The sequence below is a fragment of the Cellulomonas timonensis genome, assembly GCF_900046455.1.
GTDB lineage: Bacteria > Actinomycetota > Actinomycetes > Actinomycetales > Cellulomonadaceae > Cellulomonas_A > Cellulomonas_A timonensis.
Genome location: NZ_FCOT01000013.1, coordinates 21,265 through 45,061, shown reverse-complemented (window position 1 = coordinate 45,061; position 23,797 = coordinate 21,265). Strand labels below are relative to the sequence as shown.

The 23,797-nt window shown below is 72.2% G+C and carries 18 protein-coding genes; 9 read left to right on the top strand and 9 right to left on the bottom strand.

Annotation, left to right across the window (positions count from 1 at the left end):
• The first annotated feature begins 67 nt into the window (after positions 1 to 67).
• From BN3788_RS13725 to BN3788_RS13715, 3 genes are read left to right on the top strand one after another with little or no spacing between them, the layout of a single operon-like run.
• Positions 68 to 2,161, top strand: coding sequence for an alpha-1,4-glucan--maltose-1-phosphate maltosyltransferase (locus BN3788_RS13725; RefSeq protein WP_082812931.1), 2,094 nt, complete (start codon positions 68 to 70; stop codon positions 2,159 to 2,161).
• Entirely contained in the window at positions 2,158 to 3,924 is a 1,767-nt protein-coding gene (treS, locus tag BN3788_RS13720; RefSeq protein WP_066587340.1) for a maltose alpha-D-glucosyltransferase, read from the top strand. The genes BN3788_RS13725 and treS overlap by 4 nt, the downstream gene beginning before the upstream one ends.
• Positions 3,924 to 5,348, top strand: a complete 1,425-nt coding sequence (locus BN3788_RS13715; RefSeq protein ID WP_066587338.1) for a maltokinase N-terminal cap-like domain-containing protein — start codon at positions 3,924 to 3,926, stop codon at positions 5,346 to 5,348. Before treS ends, BN3788_RS13715 begins: the two co-directional genes overlap by 1 nt.
• 4 nt (positions 5,349 to 5,352) lie before the next feature.
• Here the strand turns inward: BN3788_RS13715 and BN3788_RS13710 are convergent, their stop codons facing one another.
• The 7 genes from BN3788_RS13710 to BN3788_RS13680 form a co-directional block, all read right to left on the bottom strand.
• Entirely contained in the window at positions 5,353 to 6,609 is a 1,257-nt protein-coding gene (locus tag BN3788_RS13710; protein ID WP_234346656.1) for an ROK family transcriptional regulator, read from the bottom strand.
• A gap of 179 nt (positions 6,610 to 6,788) precedes the next feature.
• Positions 6,789 to 7,601, bottom strand: a complete 813-nt coding sequence (locus BN3788_RS13705; RefSeq protein ID WP_066587332.1) for an ABC transporter ATP-binding protein — start codon at positions 7,599 to 7,601, stop codon at positions 6,789 to 6,791.
• On the bottom strand, positions 7,598 to 8,437 hold the full coding sequence (locus BN3788_RS13700) for an ABC transporter ATP-binding protein (RefSeq protein ID WP_066587330.1): 840 nt from the start codon (positions 8,435 to 8,437) through the stop codon (positions 7,598 to 7,600). The genes BN3788_RS13705 and BN3788_RS13700 overlap by 4 nt, the downstream gene beginning before the upstream one ends.
• 122 nt (positions 8,438 to 8,559) lie before the next feature.
• Positions 8,560 to 9,531, bottom strand: coding sequence for an ABC transporter permease (locus tag BN3788_RS13695; RefSeq protein ID WP_066587327.1), 972 nt, complete (start codon positions 9,529 to 9,531; stop codon positions 8,560 to 8,562).
• A 13-nt stretch (positions 9,532 to 9,544) separates the two neighbouring features.
• Positions 9,545 to 10,534, bottom strand: coding sequence for an ABC transporter permease (locus BN3788_RS13690; RefSeq protein WP_066587322.1), 990 nt, complete (start codon positions 10,532 to 10,534; stop codon positions 9,545 to 9,547).
• A 66-nt stretch (positions 10,535 to 10,600) separates the two neighbouring features.
• Complete coding sequence (locus BN3788_RS13685; RefSeq protein WP_066587320.1) at positions 10,601 to 12,304, bottom strand: ABC transporter substrate-binding protein; 1,704 nt, start codon at positions 12,302 to 12,304, stop codon at positions 10,601 to 10,603.
• Between the two features lie 206 nt (positions 12,305 to 12,510).
• Complete coding sequence (locus tag BN3788_RS13680) at positions 12,511 to 14,613, bottom strand: alpha-galactosidase (RefSeq protein ID WP_390620163.1); 2,103 nt, start codon at positions 14,611 to 14,613, stop codon at positions 12,511 to 12,513.
• A gap of 331 nt (positions 14,614 to 14,944) precedes the next feature.
• Between BN3788_RS13680 and BN3788_RS13675 the strand changes: the two genes are divergently transcribed.
• From BN3788_RS13675 to BN3788_RS13660, 4 genes are all read left to right on the top strand, one after another.
• A complete protein-coding gene (locus BN3788_RS13675) occupies positions 14,945 to 17,479 on the top strand; it encodes a glycoside hydrolase family 2 protein (RefSeq protein ID WP_066587318.1) in 2,535 nt (844 codons plus the stop codon).
• A 177-nt stretch (positions 17,480 to 17,656) separates the two neighbouring features.
• Positions 17,657 to 18,814, top strand: a complete 1,158-nt coding sequence (locus BN3788_RS13670; protein ID WP_082812929.1) for an alcohol dehydrogenase catalytic domain-containing protein — start codon at positions 17,657 to 17,659, stop codon at positions 18,812 to 18,814.
• A complete protein-coding gene (gene fabG / locus BN3788_RS13665; protein WP_066587317.1) occupies positions 18,807 to 19,562 on the top strand; it encodes a 3-oxoacyl-ACP reductase FabG in 756 nt (251 codons plus the stop codon). Before BN3788_RS13670 ends, fabG begins: the two co-directional genes overlap by 8 nt.
• A gap of 8 nt (positions 19,563 to 19,570) precedes the next feature.
• The gene (locus BN3788_RS13660) at positions 19,571 to 20,023 is read left to right on the top strand and encodes a MaoC family dehydratase (RefSeq protein WP_066587315.1); all 453 of its coding nucleotides are present in this window, start codon (positions 19,571 to 19,573) and stop codon (positions 20,021 to 20,023) included.
• Positions 20,024 to 20,031: 8 nt separating this feature from the next.
• Here the strand turns inward: BN3788_RS13660 and BN3788_RS13655 are convergent, their stop codons facing one another.
• Positions 20,032 to 21,255, bottom strand: coding sequence for an acetyl-CoA C-acetyltransferase (locus tag BN3788_RS13655; protein ID WP_066587312.1), 1,224 nt, complete (start codon positions 21,253 to 21,255; stop codon positions 20,032 to 20,034).
• A gap of 47 nt (positions 21,256 to 21,302) precedes the next feature.
• The gene (locus BN3788_RS13650; protein ID WP_066587310.1) at positions 21,303 to 22,481 is read right to left on the bottom strand and encodes an acyl-CoA dehydrogenase family protein; all 1,179 of its coding nucleotides are present in this window, start codon (positions 22,479 to 22,481) and stop codon (positions 21,303 to 21,305) included.
• A gap of 106 nt (positions 22,482 to 22,587) precedes the next feature.
• Between BN3788_RS13650 and BN3788_RS13645 the strand changes: the two genes are divergently transcribed.
• Positions 22,588 to 23,238: a QsdR family transcriptional regulator gene (locus tag BN3788_RS13645; RefSeq protein ID WP_159066903.1), complete on the top strand. Its 651-nt coding sequence runs from the start codon at positions 22,588 to 22,590 to the stop codon at positions 23,236 to 23,238.
• 50 nt (positions 23,239 to 23,288) lie between these two features.
• Complete coding sequence (locus tag BN3788_RS13640; RefSeq protein WP_066587309.1) at positions 23,289 to 23,702, top strand: acyl-CoA thioesterase; 414 nt, start codon at positions 23,289 to 23,291, stop codon at positions 23,700 to 23,702.
• Positions 23,703 to 23,797: the final 95 nt, after the last annotated feature.

Sequence of the window (23,797 nt, the reverse complement as noted above, 5' to 3'; positions counted from 1 at the left end):
CGCCCGACCTGGGGCGCGCCGTGGCCAGCGGATGCTCTGACCACCACGGAGTGGATAGGTTCGGACCGTGACGCAGACACCACCGCAGGTCCCCCCGGCGACACCGCGTCGCGCCCGCACCTCGGCACTCCCCAAGCCCCACGCTGACGGACCCCCGATCGGGCGCATCCCCGTGGTCGACCTCTCCCCCGTCGTCGACGCCGGCCGATGGCCCGCCAAGGCCGTGGTCGGCGAGGCGGTGCCCATCCGCGCCACCGTGTTCCGCGAGGGCCATGACGCCGTCGCCGCCACGGCCGTGCTGGTGGGCCCCGACGGCCGTGACCGGGCGCGCACCCGCATGGTGGACATCGCGCCCGGCCTGGACCGCTTCGAGGGCCGGCTCGTGCCCGACTCCCTGGGCCTGTGGGGCTTCCGGGTGGAGGGCTGGTCCGATCCGTACGCGACGTGGGCGCATGACGCGTCGATCAAGGTCGAGGCGGGCATCGACGTCGAGCTGATGCTCGCCGAGGGCGCGCTGCTGCTCGAGCGCGCGGCCCAGCGCAACGGCGGCGAGGCGCTGCCCGAGCCGGCCGCCCGGGTGCTGCTCGGCGCGGTGACCGCCCTGCGCGACACCGCGCGGCCGCCGCAGGCCCGCCTCGCCGCGGCGCTGGGCGACCCGGTGCGCGCCGTGCTCGACGAGCACCCGCTGCGCGACCTGGTCAGCCCGTCGCCGGTGTACCCGCTCCAGGTGGACCGCGAGCTCGCGCTCGCGGGCGCCTGGTACGAGATGTTCCCGAGGTCGGCGGGCGCGTTGCGCGACCCGGAGACCGGCCAGTGGACGTCGGGCACCTTCCGCACCGCCGCGCTCGAGCTGCCCCGCATCGCGGACCTGGGCTTCGACATCGTCTACCTGACACCGGTGCACCCGATCGGCACGACGTACCGCAAGGGCCGGAACAACTCGCTGACTGCCCAGCCCGACGAGCCCGGCTCGCCGTATGCGATCGGCTCGCCCGACGGCGGCCACGACGCCATCGACCCGGCGCTGGGCACGTTCGAGGACTTCGACGCCTTCGTGGCGACCGCCCGCGGCCTGGGCCTCGAGGTGGCCCTGGACCTGGCGCTCCAGGCGTCGCCGGACCACCCGTGGGTCACCGAGCACCCGGAGTGGTTCACGACCCGCGCGGACGGCACCATCGCCTACGCGGAGAACCCGCCCAAGAAGTACCAGGACATCTACCCGCTCAACTTCGACAACGACCCCGAGGGCATCTACCAGGAGATCCGCCGGGTGCTGCAGGTGTGGATCGACCACGGGGTCACGGCGTTCCGCGTCGACAACCCGCACACCAAGCCGCTGCCGTTCTGGGAGCGGCTGCTCGCGGACGTCCGCGCTGCCCATCCCGAGGTGATCTTCCTGTCGGAGGCGTTCACCCGCCCGGCGATGATGCTCAACCTGGCCCGGATCGGCTTCCACCAGTCGTACACGTACTTCACCTGGCGCAACTCCAAGCCGGAGCTGGAGGAGTACCTGCGCGAGGTGTCCGGCGAGCAGGGCTCGTGGATGCGGCCGAACTTCTGGCCGACGACGCACGACATCCTGCCGCCGTACCTGCAGCAGGGCGGCGTCGCCGGCTTCGCCGTGCGCGCGGTGCTCGCCGCGCTGGGATCGCCGAGCTGGGGCGTCTACTCGGGCTACGAGCTCGTCGAGAACGTGCCCCGGCCGGGCGTCGAGGAGCAGATCGACAACGAGAAGTACGAGTTCAAGCCGCGCGACTGGAGTCGCGCCGACCAGTTCGGCATCGCCGAGCTGATCCGCAAGCTCAACGCGATCCGCCACCAGCATCCGGCGCTGCGCCAGCTCCGCGACCTCGTGGTGCACCCCACCACCGACGACGCGCTGGTGTGCTTCTCGCGGAGCCTGTCCGCCCAGGACTCGCCGACGGGCAGGCCGGACACCATCATCGTCGTCGTGAACCTCGACCCGTTCCAGGCCCGTGAGGGCCTGGTCCACCTCGACCTGGCGGCCCTCGGGCTGCCCCGCCCGGGCAGCGAGCCCACCGGCCTCTTCGTGGCACATGACCTCCTCTCGGAGGAGACCTACGCCTGGGGGTCCACGGTCTACGTGCGGCTGGACCCGGCTGTCCGCGCCGCGCACGTGGTCCAGGCGGACCCGGCATGAGCGCGCCCACGTCGGGGGTCTCCCCCCGCGGCCTGCCCGCCGGGCCCGAGCACCCCGCTCGCGGCGCCCTTCCGAGCCGCCCGCAGCCCCTCGTGCCGCGCCCGCGCGAGGACCGCCCGGGGCTGTCCGACGACCCGGACTGGTACCGCCCCGGCGTCTTCTACGAGGTGATGATCCGGGCGTTCTCCGATGGGAAGGGCGACGGCAGCGGCGACCTGCAAGGGCTGATCCAGCGGCTCGACTACCTGCAGTGGCTGGGCGTGGACGTGCTGTGGCTCCCGCCGTTCTACCCGTCGCCGCTGCGCGACGGCGGGTACGACGTGTCGGACTACACGGCCATCGCGCCGCAGTACGGGACGGCACAGCAGTTCACCGAGCTCATCGGCGCGGCGCATGAGCGCGGCATCCGCATCGTCGTCGACCTGGTGATGAACCACACCAGCGACGCGCACCCGTGGTTCCAGGCCTCCCGCTCGGACCCGGACGGGCCCTACGGCGACTTCTACGTGTGGAGCGACGACAACACCCGGTACCAGGACGCGCGCATCATCTTCGTGGACACGGAGACGTCGAACTGGACCTTCGACCCGGTGCGGCGCCAGTACTTCTGGCACCGGTTCTTCAGCCACCAGCCGGACCTGAACTTCGAGAACCCCCGTGTGGTCGACGCGATGATGGACGTCGCCCGGTACTGGCTGCAGCTCGGGGTCGACGGGTTCCGGCTGGACGCCGTGCCGTACCTCTACGAGGCGGAGGGCACCAACTGCGAGAACCTGCCCGAGACCCACGGGATGCTGCGCAAGCTCCGCAAGATGGTGGATGACGAGTTCCCCGGCCGCATCATCCTGGCCGAGGCGAACCAGTGGCCCGAGGACGTGGTCGAGTACTTCGGCACCGAGGAGGAGCCGGAGTGCCACATGGCGTTCCACTTCCCGGTGATGCCGCGGATCTTCTACGCGATCCGCGACCAGCGGGCCACGCCCATCGTGGACATCCTCGCGGACACGCCTCCGATCCCGAAGGGCGCGCAGTGGAGCACTTTCCTGCGCAACCACGACGAGCTGACCCTCGAGATGGTCTCCACCGAGGAGCGCGCCTCGATGTACGGGTGGTACGCCCCCGACTCGCGGATGCGCGCGAACATCGGCATCCGGCGACGGCTCGCGCCGCTGCTCGACAACTCCCGCAGCGAGATCGAGCTCGCGCACGCCCTGCTGCTCTCGCTGCCCGGCAGCCCCTGCCTGTACTACGGCGACGAGATCGGGATGGGCGACAACATCTGGCTCGCGGACCGCGACTCGGTGCGCACGCCCATGCAGTGGACGCCTGACCGGAACGCCGGCTTCTCCACCGCCGACCCCGGCAAGCTGTACCTGCCGGTGATCCAGTCGCTGGTGCACAACTACAGCAACATCAACGTCGAGGCGCAGCTCGCGCAGCCAACGTCGCTGCTGCACTGGGTGCACGGCATGCTCGCGATCCGCCGCCAGCACCGCGCGCTCGGACTCGGCGACCTGACAGTGCTGCGCACTGACAACGACGCCGTGCTCGCGTTCCTGCGGTCCACCCCCGAGGAGACGATCCTCGTCGTGGCGAACCTCGCCGCCACGCCCCGCTCGACGACGGTGCAGATCCCTGGCCGGGCGGGAGAGCGCACGCGGGACGTGTTCGGCGGGGCGGACTTCCCGGCGATCTCGCACGAGGGGACCCTGCCTCTCACCCTCGGCTCGCGCGACTTCTACTGGCTGCAGATCGGCGAGTGATGGCGGCCCCCGGCGCGGCCGACGACCTCGTGGACGGCGAGCTCGTCCAGTTGCTCGCGGACTGGCTCCCGGAGCGGCGCTGGTTCCCGGTCAAGGGGGTGGTGGCCGCGCTGGACCTGGTGGGCGCGCGTGAGCTGATCGACCCACGCGGCGAGGCCCGGGTCCGGATCCTGTTCGTGCGCGCCACCGCGCCGGGCACGGACGTGGTGCTGCAGATCCCCGTGACGCTGAGGCTCCCGGGCGGCCCCGGCGGCCCGGACGAGGGCGTGGTCGCCTCGTGGATCGGCGTGGCCGGCGCCCCGCCGATGGAGGTGCACGACGGCTGCGGGGACCCGGCGTTCCTGCGGGCCTGGCTGGCTGCCGCGGACGGCCCCGGCGCCGCTGTCGACCCGGAGCGCGCGCGGGTGCTCACCGGCGAGCAGTCGAACACGTCAGTGGTGCTGCCCGCCGACGATGCGGTCGCCCACGAGCGCGGGCTGCCGCCCGGCCCCGCCATCCTCAAGGTCTTCCGCACCCTGTCCCCCGGCGACAACCCGGACGTCGACGTGCCCCGGGCGCTCGCCGCGCACGGGTGGCGACACGTGCCACGCCCGCTGGGCTGGCTCGACGGCGCCTGGCCGGACCGGGCGGAGATCGCCGAGGGGCACCTGGCCGTGCTCAGCCAGTTCCTGTCCGGCGCGCAGGACGGCTTTGAGCTCGCCTGCGCGATGGCGGGGCGGGGCGGGTCGTTCGCCGCGCATGCCCGCGCGCTCGGCGGGGTCGTGGCCGGCATGCACGGGGCCCTCGCCGCCGCGCTCCCCGTGCCGCCGCCGCCCGCCACCGTGCACCGCGCGAGCTCTGTCGCCCAGGCAGTGCGCGACCGCTTCCGCTGGGCCGCGGCCGCCGTGCCCGTGCTCGACAAGTTCGCGGGCGCCGTCGAGGACCTCGCCGTCCGCACCCAGCACCTCGACCGCCTGCCAGCCCCGCAGCGCATCCACGGCGACCTGCACCTGGGCCAGGCGCTCTACGCCGACGACGTCTGGTTCATCACCGACTTCGAGGGCGAGCCGCTGGCGCCGGTGGCGGCCCGCATCCGCCCCGACCTGGCGCTGCGGGACGTCGCGGGGATGCTGCGGTCCTTCGACTACGCGGCGGCGGTGGGCGCGGCGAGCGGCGCCGACGGCATCCCCGACGAGGCGGCGGCGCTGGCGTGGACGGACTCCGCCCGGGAGGGCCTGCTCGTCGGCTACCGCGACGCCCGGCTCTGCGCGCAGCCGCAGCACGGCGCCGACGGCGACCCGGACGCGATCAGCCTGGAGACGCGCGCCCAGCTCCTGCGCGCGCTCGAGCTCGACAAGGCGCTGTACGAGGCCGTGTACGAGGCCCGCAACCGGCCCGCGTGGCTGCCCATCCCGCTGATGGCGATCACCCGGCTGCTCGCCTGATCGCTCAAGCCAGGGCCTGCACCGGCTTCCCGTCGCCCTCGGCCATGAGCTCCGCGGGGATCCGCAGGCCCGACTGCCGCGGCGCCAGCTCGCTCTGCAGCACGAGCGCCGCGGCGCCCACCGCGGCGGCCTCGGACGCGTTGGAGGAGATCGTCACGCGCACGGGGTGGCTGCCCCGCGCGAAGAACGAGCGCCCGAGCTGGTCCTCGACGGTGGGCAGGTAGATGGAGCCCGCGAGCGCGAACGACGGCCCGGTCAGGACCACCAGGTCCAGGTCCATGACGTTCGCCAACGTCTGGGCGGCGACGCCGATGAACCGGGCCGAGCGCTGCAGGATCTCCTGTGCGGCGGGCTCCCCGCGCAGCGCGGCGCGGGCGACGGCCGCGAACTGCTCGGCGATGGTGCGGTCCGGCTGGCCGAGGTCGAGTCCCTGGGCCTGCGCGGCGGCGACCACGGCAGCGGGCCCGGCGAGCGCCTCGACACAACCCTGGCTTCCGCACCAGCACTCCGGCCCGTCCACGTCCACGCAGATGTGGCCGACCTCCCCGGCGTTCGAGGACGAGCCCCGGTAGACGGTGCCGTTGACGAGCACGCCCGCGCCGATGCCGGTGCCCATGTACAGGGCCGCGAACGCGGACGTCGTCTCGATGCCGCCCGCCCAGTACTCGCCGATCGCGGCGGCCGTCGCGTCGTTGTCGAGCAGCACGGGCACCCCGACCGCGTCCTCGAGAGCGTCGCCGAGCGGGTAGTCGGCCCACCGCTGCATGATCGGCGGCGCCAGCACCATGCCGACAGATGCCGTGATCGGCCCGGGCGAGACCACGCCGATGCCGAGCACGCGGGCGTGGTCGACCCCGACGCGGGTGATCATCGCGTCGATCTCGCCGACCATGCGGGTGACGACCTCCTGCGGGTCGTCGGAGCCCGCGCCGGACTTGCGCCACCGGCCCACGATCGCCCCGCCGAGGTTCGCGAGCACGTAGGTGATGCCCGCGTGGTCGAGGTGCACCCCCACGGCGTACCGGGCGTTCGGATCGAGCCGGAGCAGCCTGCGGGGTTTGCCGCCGGTGGACTCGGCCTGCCCCGCCTCGACGACGAGCCCCTCGTTCATCAGGCGGCGCACGACCGTCGAGATGGTGGCGCCGGTGAGGCCGGTGGCATGGGTGAGCTCGACGCGGCTGATGGTGCCGGCGGCCCGGATGACGTCGAGGATCGCCGATCGGCTGCTCGTGTGGGCCATGCCAAGGCTCGTGCTGCTCACGCTGGGTCTCCTGTCCGGCAGTGCGCGGGATCTGGACGGCTGCGCGCCGTGCCGACTGGGCCACGGCGTGGCGTCGCCCGGGGACCGCGAGTCCACCGAATTCGTTCGATCGCCACAGCGTGCCACAGGATCGTGGGCCGTCCGCCGCGCTTTCCCCCGACTGCCACGCCTGCGTTCCGTCAAGCCGTCGCGGACAGCTCGCGCAGCCGCCGCTCGGGGTCCGGGGCGGCCTCCGCCAGCAGCCGCGTGTACTCGTGCTGCGGGTTGAGGATGACGTCGTCCGCCGGCCCGCGCTCGACGATCTGCCCCCGGTACATGACCAGGATCTCGTCGGAGAAGTGCCGGGCCGTCGCGAGGTCGTGCGTGATGTAGAGGACGCCGAGGTTCTCCTCGCGCTGCAGGCTCGCGAGCAGGTTGAGCACCCCGAGCCGGATCGAGACGTCGAGCATCGACACCGGCTCGTCCGCGACGAGGATGCCGGGCTCCGGGGCCAGCGCGCGGGCGATCGCGACGCGCTGCCGCTGCCCGCCGGAGAGCTCATGCGGCCGCCGCCGTGCGAAGTCGTCGGTGGCGTCGAGCCGCACCCGCTCGAGCAGTGAGCGCACCTTGTCGCGCACCTCGTCGGCGGACAGCCCGCGCTGGTGCAGCCGGATCGGGCGCTCCAGGTGGTGCTCGATGGTGTGGTACGGGTTCAGCGAGGCGAACGGGTCCTGGAAGACCATCTGCACCTCCTTGCGGTACCGCCGCAGCCCGGGCCCGCGCCGCTGCACGGGCTCGCCGTCCACCACGATCTCTCCGCTGGTGGGGCGCTCGAGCTGCATGAGCAGCTTGGCGATCGTCGACTTGCCGCTGCCGGACTGCCCCACCAGCGCGACGGTGCGCCCCGGCTCCAGCGTGAAGCTCACATGGTCGACGGCCGTCAGCGTCGTGGACCGGAAGCCGCTGCGCAGGTGGTACTCCTTCACCACGTCACGCACCTCGAGGGTGGTCATCGGGCCTCCTCCTCGTCGACGCCGGAGCGGATGAACCCGCCGCGGGCGCCGGTCAGGCTCGGGAAGGACCCGAGCAGCGTGCGGGTGTACTCGTGCTGCGGCTGGGTGTAGAGCGTCATCGCGTCAGCCAGCTCGACGATCTCTCCGTCGCGCATGATGGCGATCCGGTCGCTGATCTCCAGCAGCAGCGGCAGGTCGTGCGTGATGAAGATGACGGCGAAGCCCAGCTCGGAGCGCAGCCGGGTGATCTCCCGCAGGATCTCCCGCTGCACCACCACGTCGAGCGCGGTGGTCGGCTCGTCCATGATCATGACCTGCGGGTCCAGGGCCATCGCCATCGCGATCATCACCCGCTGCCGCATGCCGCCGGAGAGCTCGTGCGCGAACGACTTGAGCCGGCCGCGGTCCACCCCCACCCGTTCGAGCAGCTCGGCGCAGCGCTCGACGCGCTCGGCGCGGCCCATGTCGGGCCGGTGCGTGGTGAAGATGTCCTCGAGCTGGGCCTGAACGCTGATCACCGGGTTGAGCGAGTTCATCGCCCCCTGGAAGACCATCGCGATCCGGTCCCAGCGGAAGGCCCGCAGGTCCTCGCCGTGCAGGGCGCCCAGGTCGAGCTCGTACCCCTCCCGCGAGTGGAACACCGCGCGCCCGCTGGTGATGGCGGCAGGCGGCTTGAGCAGGCGGTTCACCCCGTAGGCGAGGGTGCTCTTGCCGCAGCCGCTCTCCCCCGCGAGGCCGAGCACCTCGCCGCGGCCGAGCGACAGCGACACGTTCTTCACGGCGTGCACGACGGGGTCGACGAGGTAGTCGATGCTCAGGTTCTCGATGGTGAGCACCGGGTGGGAGGACGTCCCCGGCGGGGTGGGTGTCGGCGTGGAAGCCGGGGACGTCCTCCCGGCTCTCATACGGGTGGGTGTCGGCGTGGAAGCCGGGGCGGGCGTGGGGGTCGGCGTGGTCGTCACAGCGTGGCCTCCTTCGCGCTCTTGAGCTGGGACCGCGACATGCGCCACGTGCGCCGTGCCGCGCGCGTCTGCGAGCGCAGCTTCGGGTTGATGATCTCGTCGATCGAGAAGTTGATGAGGGACAGCGCGGCGCCGAACAGCGCGAGCATCAGGCCCGGCGGGATGAACCACCACCAGGCGCCCAAGCGCAGCGCCAGGCCGTTCTGCGCGAAGTAGAGCATCGTGCCCCAGGTGAACGAGCCGGAGGCGCCGAGCCCCAGGAACGACAGGCCCGCCTCGCCGAGGATCGCGAAGATGATCGCGAACACGACCTGCGAGGCCAGCAGGGGGATGAGGTTGGGCAGCACCTCCACGGTGAGGATCCGCCACGACCGCTCCCCCGAGACGCGCGACGCGAGCACGTAGTCCCGGTTGCGCAGCGACAGTGTGAACCCGCGCAGCACCCGCGCGGAGCCGGCCCAGCCGGTCAGGGCGAGCACGAAGGCGATCAGCCACACGCTCTTGTTCGGCACATAGCTCGAGATGACGATCACGAGCGGCAGTCCGGGGATCACCAGCATGACGTTGCTGAACAGCGAGAACGACTCGTCGACCACGCCGCCGATGTACGCGCCCACCACACCGAAGAACGTGGACAGCACGAGCGTCAGCACGCCCACCACGAGCCCGATGGTCAGCGAGCCGCGCGTCGCGTAGGCGAGCTGCGCGAAGACGTCCTGCCCGGTCTGGGTGGTGCCGAGCAGGAAGCCGCCGCCGGGGCCGCTCAGCCCGATGTCGTCGACCTTGGACGGGTCGCCGACGAGGTACGGGCCGACGAGGCCGAAGAGCGCGATGGCGCCGGCGATGGACAGCCCGATGGCGAGTTTCGCCGTCATCGGGGGGAACGAGCGCTTGCGTGAGCGGCCGGAGGCGGCCGGGGCGTGCGGCTCGCTCTCCGCGACCGCCGGGTCCTGGGTGGTCAGTGCCATGTCGGGGTTCCTCCTAGGCCCGGGCCCGCGTGCGCGGGTCGATGATCGTGTACAGGAGGTCGACCAGCAGGTTCGCTCCGAGGACGGACAGGGTGATCACCAGGAAGATGCCCTGCATGAGCGCGTAGTCGTTGCTGTTGACCGCCTGCAGCAGCGCCGACCCGATGCCCGGGTAGGAGAAGACGGCCTCGGTGACGATGGACCCCGCGACGACGAACCCCAGCGAGATCGCGAACCCCGCGATCGAGGGGAGCACGGCGTTCCGCGCGGCGTAGGTGCGCATGATGCGCCCCGGCTTCAGGCCCTTGGCCTCGGCGGTGAGGATGTAGTCCTCCGAGAGCGTCGAGACCATCATGTTGCGCATCCCGAGCATCCAGCCGCCGATCGAGGAGATCACGATGGTGAGCGCCGGCAGGGTGCCGTAGTAGACGACAGACGAGATGAACGGCCAGCTCAACCCGATCGACGTCGTGTACACGTCGTAGCCCCCGTTGAGCGGGAACACCTGCCAGATGCTGCCGAAGAGGAACAGCAGGATCAGCGCGAGCCAGAAGTACGGCACGGACTGGAGCATCGTCGTCACGGGGATGACGTTGTCCAGCCACGAGCCGCGCTTCCAGCCCGCCAGGGTCCCCAGCCCGATGCCCACCAGGAACGAGATGATCGTCGCGATGCCGATCAGCCCGATCGTCCACGGGAGCGTCTGGGAGATGACCTTCGCCACCGGGGTCGGGAAGTAGACGACCGACGTCCCGAGGTTCCCCGAGAAGATCTGGCCCAGGTAGGCGATGTACTGCTGCCACAGCGGCTGCTGCGTGTCGGTGCCGAGGAGGAGCTCGATGGCGTGACGGGTGGCCGGGGTGACCGGCCCTCGCGTCGCGAGCTTCGAGATCATGATGTCGACGGGGTCGCCCGGCATCCATCGCGGGATGAAGAAGTTCAGCGTGAGCGCGGCCCAGAGGGCTGCCACGTAGAACCCCAGCTTCTGCAAGACGTATCTCATGCGGTCGCTCTCCCTCGTCGACGGCGCCCCTCGGCACCGACTCGCAGTGCTGTGTCGCGGGTGGGACTACTTGCTGGTGGGCGTGATCGTCTTGAGGATGATCCCGTTGTCCCAGGCCTTCCACGACGCGGCGAACGCGTACTTGTCGTCGTTGGAAGGCCAGCCCTCGGCACGGCTCGTGTTGAACTCGGTGAGCGTGGAGTTCACGTAGATCGGGATGTAGGGCAGGTCGTTGACGATCTGCTCCTGCACGATCGCGTACTGCTTGAGCTGCTCGGCCTCGTCATTCGTGGACCCCGCCGCGCGGACCGCCGCGTCGACGATCGGGTTGGCGTAGCGGGCGAAGTTGCCGGAGATGGCCGACTCGCCCACTGGCGTGGTGTTGTCGCTGTGGTAGCGCTGGTTGTACGGGTAGTACGGGTTCGGCGAGGCGTACAGGCCGATCGAGTCGAGCGAGAGCTGGTAGGTGCCGCCGGTCTGGTTGGCGTTCCACTCGTTCCACGAGAGCTGCGTGGGCGTGAGGTCGATGCCGACCTCCTTGAGCTGCTGCTTCATCGCGTCGTTGAGCGAGATGAAGTCGCTCCAGCCGGTGACCGTCTGGATGGTCAGGGAGAGCTTCTGGCCGTCCTTCACGCGGATGCCGTCTGAGCCGAGGGTCCAGCCGGCGGCGTCGAGGATCGCGTTGGCCTTGGCCGTGTCGGCGGTCTGCGGCGCGACGGCGTGGTCCTTGTCGGCGATCCACTTGGCGTCACGCTCGGGGAGAAGCAGCGTCGGGCTGCCCTCGCCGGCGAACCCGCCGCCGGCGAGCTTGTTGAGCTGGGTGCGGTCGATCGCGTGGTAGATGGCCTGGCGCACAGCGACGTCCGTCTGCGGGCCCTCGCAGCCCAGGTCCGCGTTGGAGCAGGTGTAGATGGAGGCCGTCAGCCCGGGGGTGTTGACGTAGGCGAGGTCCTCCTGGTCCTTGAGGAGCTGCTCGAGGCCGGGGAGGAACGCGCTCATCCAGTCGACCTGGCCGGCGATGAGGGCGGCGCTGGCGGCGTCGGCCGTCTCGAGCGAGATGTAGCGCACCTCGTCGATGGCCGGCTTGCCCTTCTCCCAGTAGTCGGCGTTCTTCTCGAGCGCGTAGCTCTGCGCGGAGAAGGTCTTCACCTTGAAGGCGCCGGTGCCGACGGGGTTGGAGTTGACCTCGGTGACCGGGTCGGCGACGTCCTTCCAGATGTGCTCGGGCACGATGCCTCGGTTGCCGAGGATCTCCGGCTCCTGCATGAACGACTTCTCCGGGAAGGTGAGGACGACGGTGTTCTCGTCCGTGGCCTCAGCGGTGGCGGCCAGGCCTGTGGTGTTCAACTCGGGCGTCTCGTTGACCAGGTTGAACGTGAAGGCGACATCGGCGGCGCTGAACGGCTCGCCGTCGTTCCACTTGACGCCCTCGCGCGTGGTGATCGTCAGCTCGGTGCCGTCCTCGTTCCACTCGTAGCCGGTGGCCAGCAGCGGGGTGGGCTCGGACTCCGACGCCAGGTTGTACCAGTAGAGCGACTCGTGGATCACCCCGAGCGTGGGCTGCAGCGCGGTGGGCGAGAACGGGTTGAAGTTCTCGGTGATGGTGCCGGTGGCGCCGTTGAAGACGGTGATCGCGGATCCGCCGCCCCCCTCGGGGCCTGCGGCGGGGTCGGCTCCCGAGCATGCGCTCAGGCTGAGTGCGGCGACCGAGGCGACGGCTGCCGCGGTCCAGGCCAGGCGCCTTCCGGGGCGCCGAGTGAAGAGGAGCATCTGTGATCCCTCGGTCTGTCGTCACCACGTCGTGACGAGGCTGTGCTGGAAGCCTCCGCGACGTCCCTGTCGGCGGCACGGCACTGCATTAGGCCTTCCAGTGGTTACTTTCTTAACTGTCCAAAGTATCGCTGTCAAGGATTGTGTCCTGTTTGTGACCTGTCTGCCCGACGCGTGGATGACCTGCGCGAACGCCTCCCCCGCGCTCAGACCCGCGTCGCGCGCAGCAGCACCATCCGCTCGGGGAACAGCACCGGAGCCTGCAGCCCCACCTCGGACAGCACCCGCCCCGGCAGTCGCACGCCCTCCGGCGCCCACCAGGGCACATGGGTCCACTGGCTCGCGACGCCGTCCACCTTGGCGCCCGGCGCCTGGGGGCGCACGTGGTAAAGCGCGTCGGGCTCCAGACCGGGCAGTGGCAGCCGTCCCGTCGGGTAGTCCGCCGACGTCGCCGTCGCCACCCACGCGAACAGCGCGTCCGAGCCGTCCGCGGCCACCACGCCATGCACGTCATGCGCCGGATCGGCCACATCCGCGTGCACCGCGACGCCCGTGTGCAGCAGGCCGCGCACCTCCTTGTACAGCCCGATCCACTCGGCGAGCTCCGCGCGCTGGGCCTCGTCGGCCTCGCGCAGGTCCCACTCGACGCCCAGGTGCCCGAACAGCGCCGTGCCCGCCCGGAAGGACAGCGGATGGCGCCTCCCGGTGGAGTGCGCGGCGCCCGAGCCCACATGCGCGCCCATCAGCTCGAGCGGCACCAGCAGGTTGGTCCAGCGCTGGATCTGCTGGCGCTCGAGCGCGTCGATGCAGTCGCTCGTCCACACCCGGTCGGTGCGCTCGAGGATCTCCAGGTCGACCCGCCCGCCGCCAGATGAGCACGACTCCACCTCGACGCCCGGATGCAGCACCCGCAGCTCGTCCAGCAGCCGGTAGACGGCGCGCGTCTGCCCGTGGACGCCGCCGACCCCGCGGGCGCCATGCCCGGCGTCGACGAGGTCGCGGTTGTGGTCCCACTTGAGGTACGCGATGGGGTACTCCGCCAACAGCGCGTCCAGCCGCCCGAGGATGTACGCGAACGCCTCAGGCCGGGCCAGGTCGAGCACCTGCTGATGACGCGCCTCGCGCGGGAGCCGGCCAGGAGTCCGCAGCATCCAGTCGGGGTGCGCGCGGGCCACGTCGGAGTCGGGGTTGACCATCTCCGGCTCCACCCACAGCCCGAACTCCATGCCCAGGCCGTTCACATGCCGCACCAGCGGGCCCAGGCCGTCCGGCCACACATCCGCCGAGACGAACCAGTCTCCGAGCCCGGTGGAGTCGTCGCGCCGTGAGCCGAACCACCCGTCGTCCAGCACGAACCGCTCGACGCCGACCGCCGCGGCCGCGTCAGCGAGGTCGGTCAGGCGGGTCAGGTCGTGCTCGAAGTACACGGCCTCCCACGTGTTGGCCACGACGGGGCGCGGACGCCTCGGATGCTGCGGGCGCCCGCGCATCCAGCCGTGGAACCGGGCGGCGAGGTCGTCGAGGCCGTGGCCGTAGGACCCGTACAGCCACGGGCTGGTGTACGACTCCCCCGGCGCCAGCCGCGCCTCGCCGGGCAGCAGCAGCTCGCCGCCTCCCAGCAGGCCGGGGTTGTAGTGGCTGCGCTCGGCGAGTGAGCGGTGGTTGCCGGACCACGCCGTGTGCACCCCCCACACCTCTCCGCGCCGGTTCGCGAAGCCGGGGACGCCGGCCACCAGCACGTGCGCGGCGTCGTAGCCGGTGCGCCCGCGCCGGTTCTCCCGCAGCCGGACGCCGTGGGTGAACGCGGTGCGCTGCGGGCTGCGCTCGCGCAGGTGGCGGCCCGTGAAGTCGAGCAGCTCGGCAGCCCGCGCGGGCACGGGCAGCGTGAGCAGGAGCCCGTCCACGGTGAAGACGCCCGGCCCCGAGCTCATGAGCCGGGCCTGCTGCCGCACCAGGCCCTGGGGGGTGAGCTCGAGGACGAGGCGCAGGTCCAGCCCGGCGTCCGGGTCCTCCGCGTCCACCACCAGGCGCTGGGTCCCGTCGACGTCGGCCTCGAGCCGGGCGCCCCGGACCCGGAACGCGGTGGAGAAGTCGGCGCCGTCGCGGTGCCCGGCCAGCCCTGGAGTGCCCAGGTAGCCAGCTGACTGCTCCGGCAGGACGGCGATCTCGACCTCGCCGTCCACCGGGAAGCCCAGCGGCTGCGGACGCGACACGGCGCGCAGCGCGGCGAGCGCGTCCGCGTCGAGCCCGCCCAGGTCGGCGCCCCAGTGCAGCACCCGGGGCAGCGTGCCCCCTCCCAGGTCGACCACGACGCCGACCCCCGCCGCGCGGAGCTGGAGGATCTCGCCGGTGACGTCGACGAGGGCGCCAGCGCGCGCGGCGGCGGATGAGCGCGCGCCGAGGGCTGGCGAGCCGGTGCGGGCGGTGGTGAGGTGGTGGTGCACGGCGTCGCGCGTCACAGGTCGGCTCCTTCGTCGGCTGAGGAGACGACCATAGAGGAGAAATGTTTGACTTACTTTGTTCAGTTGCCTAAGAATTGATCCACCCGGGTTCTCGCCTCGGTGACGATGTCGTCGACGGAGCCGCGCAACGCTGCGCGCGCCGTGTGCGAGGGCCCCACGAGGCAGGGAGCACCCCCGGATGTACCGACTGGACCTGCACGACGGATGGACCCTGCGCGCCACAGGCGGACCTGTGCCCGCCGAGATCGCCGGCCAAACGGTGGCCGCTGAGATCCCCGGCAGCGCGCACACGGACCTCCTCGCCGCGGGCCTCATCCCCGACCCCTACCTCGACCAGAACGAGACAGCCCTCGCCTGGATGCACCGCGCCGACTGGCGGTACAGCCGCGACCTCGCCCTCGAGCCCGCCGACGCCGACGAGCGGGTCGACCTGGTCTTCGAGGGCCTCGACACCGTGGCCGAGGTGCGGCTCGACAACGCGCTCGTGGGAGCCACCGCCAACCAGCACAGGTCCTACCGCTTCGACGTCCGCTGGGCCGCCGACGGGACCGCCCGCACCCTCGCCGTCGACCTGCGCTCAGCGCTCGAGCACGCCGAGGCGCTGCGCGACAGGATCGGCGCCCGTCCCACCGCCTACGACCACCCGTTCAACATGGTCCGCAAGATGGCCTGCAGCTTCGGCTGGGACTGGGGCCCCGACCTGCAGACCGCCGGCATCTGGAAGCCCGTGCGCGTCGAGCGCTGGCGCACCGCCCGCCTGGCCCAGGTCCGCCCGCAGGTCACCGTCGACGCTGACGGGACCGGCCAGGTCGCCGTCCACGTCGAGGTCGAGCGCTCTGGCCTGGCCGGATCGCGGGACGCGGCCCTCGTGCTCCGGGCCCGCATCGGGGACGTCGAGGGAGAGGTCGCGCTGGCGCCCGGCCAGGACTCCGCGACGGTGAGCGTCACCGTGCCGCACGCCCCCCTGTGGTGGCCGGTGGGCCACGGCGCCCAGCCGCTGCTCGACCTGGACGTCACCCTCGAGGAGTCGGCGCCCGCCGCGGCGAGCCCGGTGGCCCTCGACTCGTGGCGGCGCCGGATCGGGTTCCGCACCGTCGAGCTCGACACCCAGCCAGACGAGTTCGGCTCGTCCTTCACGCTGCGGGTCAACGGGCGGCCGATCTTCGTCAAGGGAGCCAACTGGATCCCCGACGACCACCTGCTGACCCGGATCACCCGGGCCCAGGTGGCCCGCCGGGTGGACCAGGCCCTCGGCGCGAACCTCAACCTGCTGCGGGTATGGGGCGGCGGCGTTTATGAGTCCGAGGACTTCTACGACGTGTGCGACGAGCGCGGTGTCCTCGTCTGGCAGGACTTCCTGCTCGCCTGCGCGGCCTACCCGGAGGAGGCCCCGCTCTGGGACGAGCTCGAGGCCGAGGCCCGGGAGAATGTCGCCCGGCTGACCCCGCACGCCTCGCTCGTGCTGTGGAACGGCGGGAACGAGAACCTCTGGGGCTTCGAGGACTGGGGCTGGAAGGACCGGCTCAACGGCGCCACCTGGGGCCGGCGGTACGCCACGGAGCTCTTCCCGGCGATCGTCGCCGAGCTCGACCCGACCCGGCCGTACATGGACGGCAGTCCGTACTCCCCCGACTCGGCGCCCGAGGGCGCGCACCCGAACGACCCGGATCACGGCACCCACCACCAGTGGGAGGTGTGGAACCGGGTGGACTACGCCGCCTACCGCGACGAGGTCCCCCGGTTCTGCTCGGAGTTCGGCTTCCAGGGGCCGCCCGCCTGGGCCACGCTGGAGCGCGCGGTCCGCAACGCCGACGGGGCCCCGCTGAGCAAGACCGACCCGGTGTTCCTGCTCCACCAGAAGGCCGACGATGGCAACGGCAAGCTCGACCGCGGCCTGGCGCCGCACCTGGGCGTGCCCGCCGACTTCGGCGACTGGCACTGGGCCACCCAGCTCAACCAGGCGCGCGCCGTGCAGCACGCCATCGACCACTACCGGGCCTGGTGGCCGCGGACCACCGGCGCCATCGTCTGGCAGATCAACGACTGCTGGCCGGTGACATCCTGGGCTGCCGTGGACGGCGACGAGCGGCCCAAGCCGCTCTGGTACGCGCTGCGGCACGCGTTCGCCGACCGCGTGCTGTCGGTGCATGAGCGTGACGGGCGGCTGGCCCTGGCCGTCGTCAACGACAGCCCGGAGCTCTGGCAAGGCGCCGTGCGCATGCGTCGTGAGCTGTTCGACGGGACGCTCCTCGCCGAGTCCACCCAGCCGGTGAGCGTCGGGGCCCGGTCGGTGGCACTTCTCCCGCTGCCCGACGACGTCCGGACGCCCGGCGACCCACGCCGCGAGGTGCTCGTCGCCGAGCTGGACGGCATCCGCTCCGTCCACCTGTGGGCCGAGGATGTGGTTCTCGATCTGGACCCCACCCCGCTGAAGGTCACGGCCACGCCGGCCGATGGCGGGTACCGGGTCGACGCCACAGCGCGCTCGCTCGCACGCGACGTGACGCTGCTGGTGGACCGCCTCGACCCGGACGCGACGGTGGACGATGCGCTGGTGACGCTCCCCGCGGGCGCGACCGTCACGTTCTGGGTGAAGACGTCGGCACGGCTCGACGAGCGCGCGCTGACGTCCGCGCCGGTCCTGCGCACCGCCAACGACCTGGTGGCCACTCGGGCCGACGACGTGGCATTGGTCGCGGCGCCCGTCGACTGACGGCCCGCGCGCGGCCCTCGATCCGGCGAGGGACTCAGGATCGAGGGCCGCGGACGGGGTCCCTGGTGTACGGTTCCAGCAACGTACCGTCCAGTCGGTATTGCGATTCGCCCGGTTCTCGTGGCCGACTGGACCCCGCGCGCAGCGCTGCGCCCGGGCCGCACCAGGAGGCCAGCGATGCAGATCCTCGGCGCCGTGCTCGAGTCCGTCGGCGAGCCCGCGCCATTCGCCGCCTCACGGCCGCTCACCGTGGGGCCGCTCGAGCTCGACGAGCCCGGCCCCGGCGAAATCCTCGTCCGGATCGAGACCGCAGGGGTGTGCCACTCAGACCTGTCGGTGGTGGACGGCAGCCGGGCACGGCCCACTCCGATGCTGCTCGGCCACGAGGCGGCGGGGATCGTCGAGGCGATCGGCCCGGGCGGCTCCGACGTCGCAGTGGGCGACCGCGTCGTCATGACCTTCCTCCCGCGCTGCGGGCGCTGCGACGCATGCGCGAGCGACGGCCGGCTGCCGTGCCCAGCCGGCAGCGCGGCCAACAGCGCCGGAGCCCTGCTGCGCGGCGGCGTGCGGCTGCACCGCGACGGCCAGCCGGTCGCCCACCACCTCGGGGTCTCGGCCTTCGCGTCCCACGCCGTGGTCGATCGCGCCTCGGTGGTGCGCGTCGACCCCGACGTGCCACCCGACGTGGCCGCGCTGCTCGGCTGCGCCGTCCTCACCGGCGGCGGGGCGGTGGTCAACGCCGCCCGGCCGGCGCCCGGCCAGACCGTCATGGTGGTGGGGCTAGGCGGCGTCGGGCTCGCGGCCGCGCTGGTGGCGCTCGCGCTCGGCCACCACGTGATCGGAGTGGACAGCCTCGACGCCAAGCTCGAGCACGCCCGGGCCTGCGGAGTCCAGGAGACGTCCACCCCCGAGCAGCTCCTCGACACAGGCCGCACGGCGCCCATGGTCATCGAGGCCGCGGGCCACCCACGCGCGTTCGAGACCGCCGTGCTCGCCACCGCCCCAGGCGGCCGGACCGTGACCGTCGGCCTGCCCTCCCCCGACGCCCGAGCCGCGATCTCGCCGCTGCTGCTCACCGCCGAGGCCCGGACCATCATCGGCAGTTACCTCGGCTCCGCCGTGCCGGAGCGGGACGTGCCGCGCTACGCCCAACTCTGGCGTGAGGGCCGGCTGCCCGTCGAGCGGCTGATCTCCGCCCGGATCACACTCGGAGAGGTCAACGAGGCGATGGACGCGCTCGCAGACGGCCGCGCGCTACGCCAGCTCATCCACCTCGACGGCGACGCCGGCGAGCAGCCCGAGCACGAGCGGAAGGACCAGCACGCCCATGTCTGAGACACGAGTCGCAATCGTCACCGGAGCCGCGCGCGGGATCGGCGCGGCCATCGCCCGCCGCCTGGCCGCCGACGGGAACCACGTCGCAGTGCTCGACCTGCGGGAAGAGGACACCGCCTCGACCGTCGCCGCCATTACCGACAAGGGCGGCAAGGCCATCGGCATCGGGGCCGACGTGTCCGTGGGCCCCCATGTGCAGGCGGCAGTCGCACGGACCGCGCAGGAGCTCGGCGCGCCCACCGTGCTGGTCAACAACGCGGGCATCCTGCGTGACAACATGCTGTTCAAGATGGCCGACGAGGACTGGGACGCCGTCGTGGCGGTGCACCTGCGCGGCGCGTTCCTCATGTCACGCGAGGTGCAGCGCCACCAGGTCGAGGCCCGCTGGGGCCGCGTCGTCAACCTGTCGAGCACCTCGGCACTGGGCAACCGCGGGCAGGCGAACTACGCGGCGGCGAAGGCCGGGCTGCAGGGCTTCACCAAGACGCTGGCCATTGAGCTGGGCCCGTTCGGCATCACCGCGAACGCCATCGCGCCCGGCTTCATCGCCACCGACATGCTCCGCGCCTCGGCAGCCCGCCTGGGCATCAGCTTCGAGGAGTACCTGGGGGCCGCAGCCCAGCAGATCCCGGTGCGCCGGGTCGGGCAGCCCGACGACATCGCCGCCGCAGCGTCCTACCTGTGCTCGGACGAGGCCTCCTTCGTCTCGGGCCAGGTGCTGTACGTCGCCGGCGGACCTCAGGCCTAGGGGGCGCCGTGCGAGCCTTCACCAGCCCTGACGCCCTGCTCGACGCGGCGGGCGCCGACCTCGGCGCCGGGGACTGGTTCCCCGTCGACCAGGAGCGCATCGACGCGTTCGCGGCCGCCACCGACGATGAGCAGTGGATCCATGTCGACCCCGAGCGCGCGGCCGCCGGGCCGTTCGGCGCCCCGATCGCGCACGGCTACCTCACCCTGTCGCTGCTGCCCGTGCTGACCTCGTCGCTGCTCGTGGTGGACGGTGTGACGATGGCCGTGAACTACGGGCTGGACCGGGTCCGGTTCCTGCAGCCCGTGCGCGTGGGCTCGCGCGTGCGGGCGACGGGCTCGGTGGCCGACGCGCGCCGGGTGGGCCTCGGCGTGCGGCTCACCCTGGCCGTGACCGTGGAGATCGAGGGCGCAGAGAAGCCCGCCCTGGTGGCCGAGACGATCTCGGTGCTGGCTCGCTGACGCCGGTGTCAGCGGAGTCGCTCCACCACCATCGCCATCCCCTGCCCGCCGCCCACGCACATCGTCTCCAGCCCGTAGCGTCCGTCCACGGCGGCCAGGCCGTTGAGCAGGGTGCCGGTGATGCGGGCGCCAGTCATGCCGAACGGGTGGCCGACGGCGATCGCCCCGCCATGCGCGTTCAGCCGCTCGGGGTCCACGCCGAGCTGGCGCGCGGAGGGCAGCACCTGTGCGGCGAAGGCCTCGTTGATCTCCACCAGGTCCATGTCGTCGATCGTGAGCCGGGCCCGCGCCAGCGCCTGCCGGCTCGCCTCGACGGGGCCGAGTCCCATGATCTCGGGCGAGAGCCCGCTGACCCCCGTGGACACGATCCGGGCGAGCGGCGCCAGCCCGAGCTCGTCGGCGACGGTGTCGCTCATGACGACCAGCGCCGCGGCGCCGTCGTTGAGCGCGCAGCAGTTGCCGGCGGTCACGGTGCCGTCGGGCCGGAACACCGGCTCGAGCCCCGCGAGCGTCTCGACGGTGACCCCGGCGCGCGGGCCGTCGTCGCGCGAGACCACGGACCCGTCGGGCCGGGTGACGGGCGTGATCTCCCGCCCCCAGAAGCCGCTGGCGAGTGCCGCCTGCGCGCGCTGCTGGCTCAGGGCGGCGAACGCGTCCTGCTCGTCGCGGGTGACCCCGCAGAGCTGGGCGACGTTCTCGGCGGTCTGCCCCATCGCGACGTAGACGTCGGGCACGTCGCCCTCCCCACGCGGATCGGTCCACCGCCCGCCGCCCGAGGCGAGCTTCTCGCTGCGCGCCATCGCGTCGGCCAGCCGCGGGTTGCGGACCTCCTCGCCGGGGATGTGGTCGCTGGTGCCGTGCGCCGAGCGGCTGACGGTCTCGACGCCCGCCGAGACGAACACGTCGCCCTCGCCGGCCTTGATCGCGTGGAAGGCCATGCGGGTGGACTGGAGGCTGGACGCGCAGTAGCGGGTGACGGTGGTTCCCGGGACGGCGTCGAGGCCGAGCAGCACTGCGACGACGCGCGCCATGTTCATGCCCTGCTCCCCGCCGGGCAGCCCGCAGCCCAGGATCAGGTCGTCGATGCGCTCGGGGTTCAGCGCGGGCACGGCCGCGAGCGCGGCGGCGACGATCTCGGCGGTGGGGTCGTCGGCGCGCCGGGCGGCGAGCGAGCCCCTGAAGGCCCGGCCGGTGGGCGACCGGGTGGCGGCGACGATGACGGCCTCGGGCATGGCAGGTCTAGGCACGGCGACGTCCTCTCGGGGCGGTGGCTCGGGTCTCAGGCGAACGCGGCGTGGCCGGTGATCGCGCGCCCCACGATGAGGCTGTTCATCTCGCGCGTGCCCTCGTAGGAGTAGATGCCCTCGGCGTCGGCGAAGTGCCGGGCGACGTCGTTCTGCAGCAGGATGCCGTTGCCGCCGAGGATCTCCCGCGACCAGGCGACGGTCTCGCGCATCCGGCTGGTCGCGAAGGACTTGGCGAGCGCCGCGTGCTCGTCGAGCTGGCGGCCCTCGTCGAGCAGCCGGGAGACCTGCATGCACAGCGCGATGCTCGCCGTGATGTTCCCCAGGCATCGTGAGAGCAGGTCCTGCACGAGTTGGTGGGCGCCAATGGGCCTGCCGAACTGCTCGCGCTCCTTGGCGTAGGCGACGGCCGCCTCGTAGGCGCCGATCGAGTTGCCGACGGCCTGCCAGGCCACCTCGGCGCGGGTGAGCCGCAGCACCGTGGCCACGTCGCGGAACGACTCGACGAGCGGTAGCCGCAGCTCGTCCGGCACCACGACGTCCCGCAGGGTGAGGTCGGCGTTCTGCACGATCCGCAGGCTCTGCTTGCCCTCGATCTTGGCGGCGGCGAACCCGGGTGTGCTGGTCGGCACCAGGAAGCTCTTGACCTGCCCGTCGGCGGCGTCGCGGGCGGCGATGACCACGATGTCGGCGAAGGTCCCGTTGCCGATCCACCGCTTGGCCCCGTTGAGCACCCAGCTCTCGCCGCGCCGCTGCGCCACGGTGCGCAGGCCGCGCGCGGAGTCGGAGCCGGACAACGGCTCGGTGAGCCCGAAGGCGCCGACGACTTCCCCGGTGGCCATCACGGGCAGCCACTCCTTGCGCTGGGCGGGTGAGCCGCCGCTGGCGATGGACCCCATCGCCAGCCCGCTCTGCACGCCCACGAACGAGGAGACCGACGCGTCGACGCGGGACATCTCCAGGGCGATCCAGCCGCGCCACTGGGCGGAGTTCTCGAACTGCCGGGACTCCTCCCAGGCGGCGCCGAGCAGGCCGAGGCCGGCAAGCGGCTTGACGAGGTGTCCCGGGAACTCGGCGCGGGCCCAGAAGTCGTTGGCGATGGGCCGGACCTCGGCCTCGAAGAAGTCGCGCACGGCCAGCGTCACCTCGGACTCCCGGGGCGTGAGGCGGTCCTGGAACGAGTAGAAGTCGCTGCTCAGCAGGTCTGACCGCATCCTGGGCTCCGTTGCTCGAGGGGTGTCGTGGCTCCTGTCGTGGCTTCCACTATGCATCATTCTGCAGAATGTTGCATCCGGTTTGTCCCCCCGTTACTGTGCGGGCATGACCTCGACGGCCACCCCTCGGGCCCAGGGCCTCGGCGACCTCGGCGCCACGCTCGCGCCCAGCCCGCTGTCGCGCCGCCTCGAGCCCGGCCCCGACGCGCACGCCGACGCCCTGCGCGCCTTCCTCCTCGCCCGCAAGACCTTCGTGGCCGGCGACCGCGTCGACATGGGCGAGCTCGCGGCCAGCCTGGGCGTGGACCGCACGTCGCTGTTCCGCTGGGTCGGCAACCGTGACTCGCTGCTCTCCGAGGTGCTGTGGTCGCTTGCCGTCCCGACGCTCACCCACGCCGACAGCCTGGCGGCCGGGCGCGGCGCCGACCGCGTCGTCGCGCTGCTCACCGAGTTCGTCGACGCGCTCATCTCGGCCGACTACTTCCGCGCCTTCCTGCGCCGCGAGCCCGCCCGCGCGCTGCGCCTGTTGACCACGAAGGACAGCCAGGTGCAACGGCGCTACGTCGCCGTGATCGAGCACCTGCTGCGCGAGGAGTCCGACGCCGGCCGCCTGACCCTCGGGCTGCCCGCCCACGACCTCGCATACCTGCTGGTGCGCATCTCCGAGTCCTTCACCTACGCCGACCTGGTCACGGGCGAGGAGCCCAGCGCCGAGCGCGCGCACGCCTCGTTCGCCTACGTGCTGCGGGGCGCCTGACCGCGCAGCACGAACCGACCCACGACGACCCACGACGAGGTGGACGCGACATGGACGAGTACGGGCACCGAGCGGCGTTCCCCACCCGCTGGAACGACAACGACGTCTACGGCCACGTGAACAACGCCGTCTACTACGAGGCCATGGACACGACGATCAACACGTGGCTCATCGAGCACGGCGGCCTGGACCTGCTGGACGGATCGGCTATCGGCGTCTGCAAGGCGTCGTCGTGCGAGTACGTCGCCTCCGGCAGCTACCCCGACGTGCTGGTGGTCGGCCTGCGCGCCGGGCGCCTCGGCTCCACGAGCCTCACCTGGGAGACCGGCATCTTCCGCGAGCACGACGGACAGCTGCTGGCGACGGGCCGGTTCGTGCACGTCTTCGTCGACCGGGCGCATCGTCGCCCCGTCCCCATCCCGGCCGCGCTGCGCGCGGCGGTCGAGGCGCGCCTGGTGGCCTAAGTCGTGCGAACGACCATCAAACCGACTAGCCGGTATGTTACCGTGACGCTCCAGGGCCACCGCCCCACCAGGGCGCGTCGCCACGACCCCTGCGG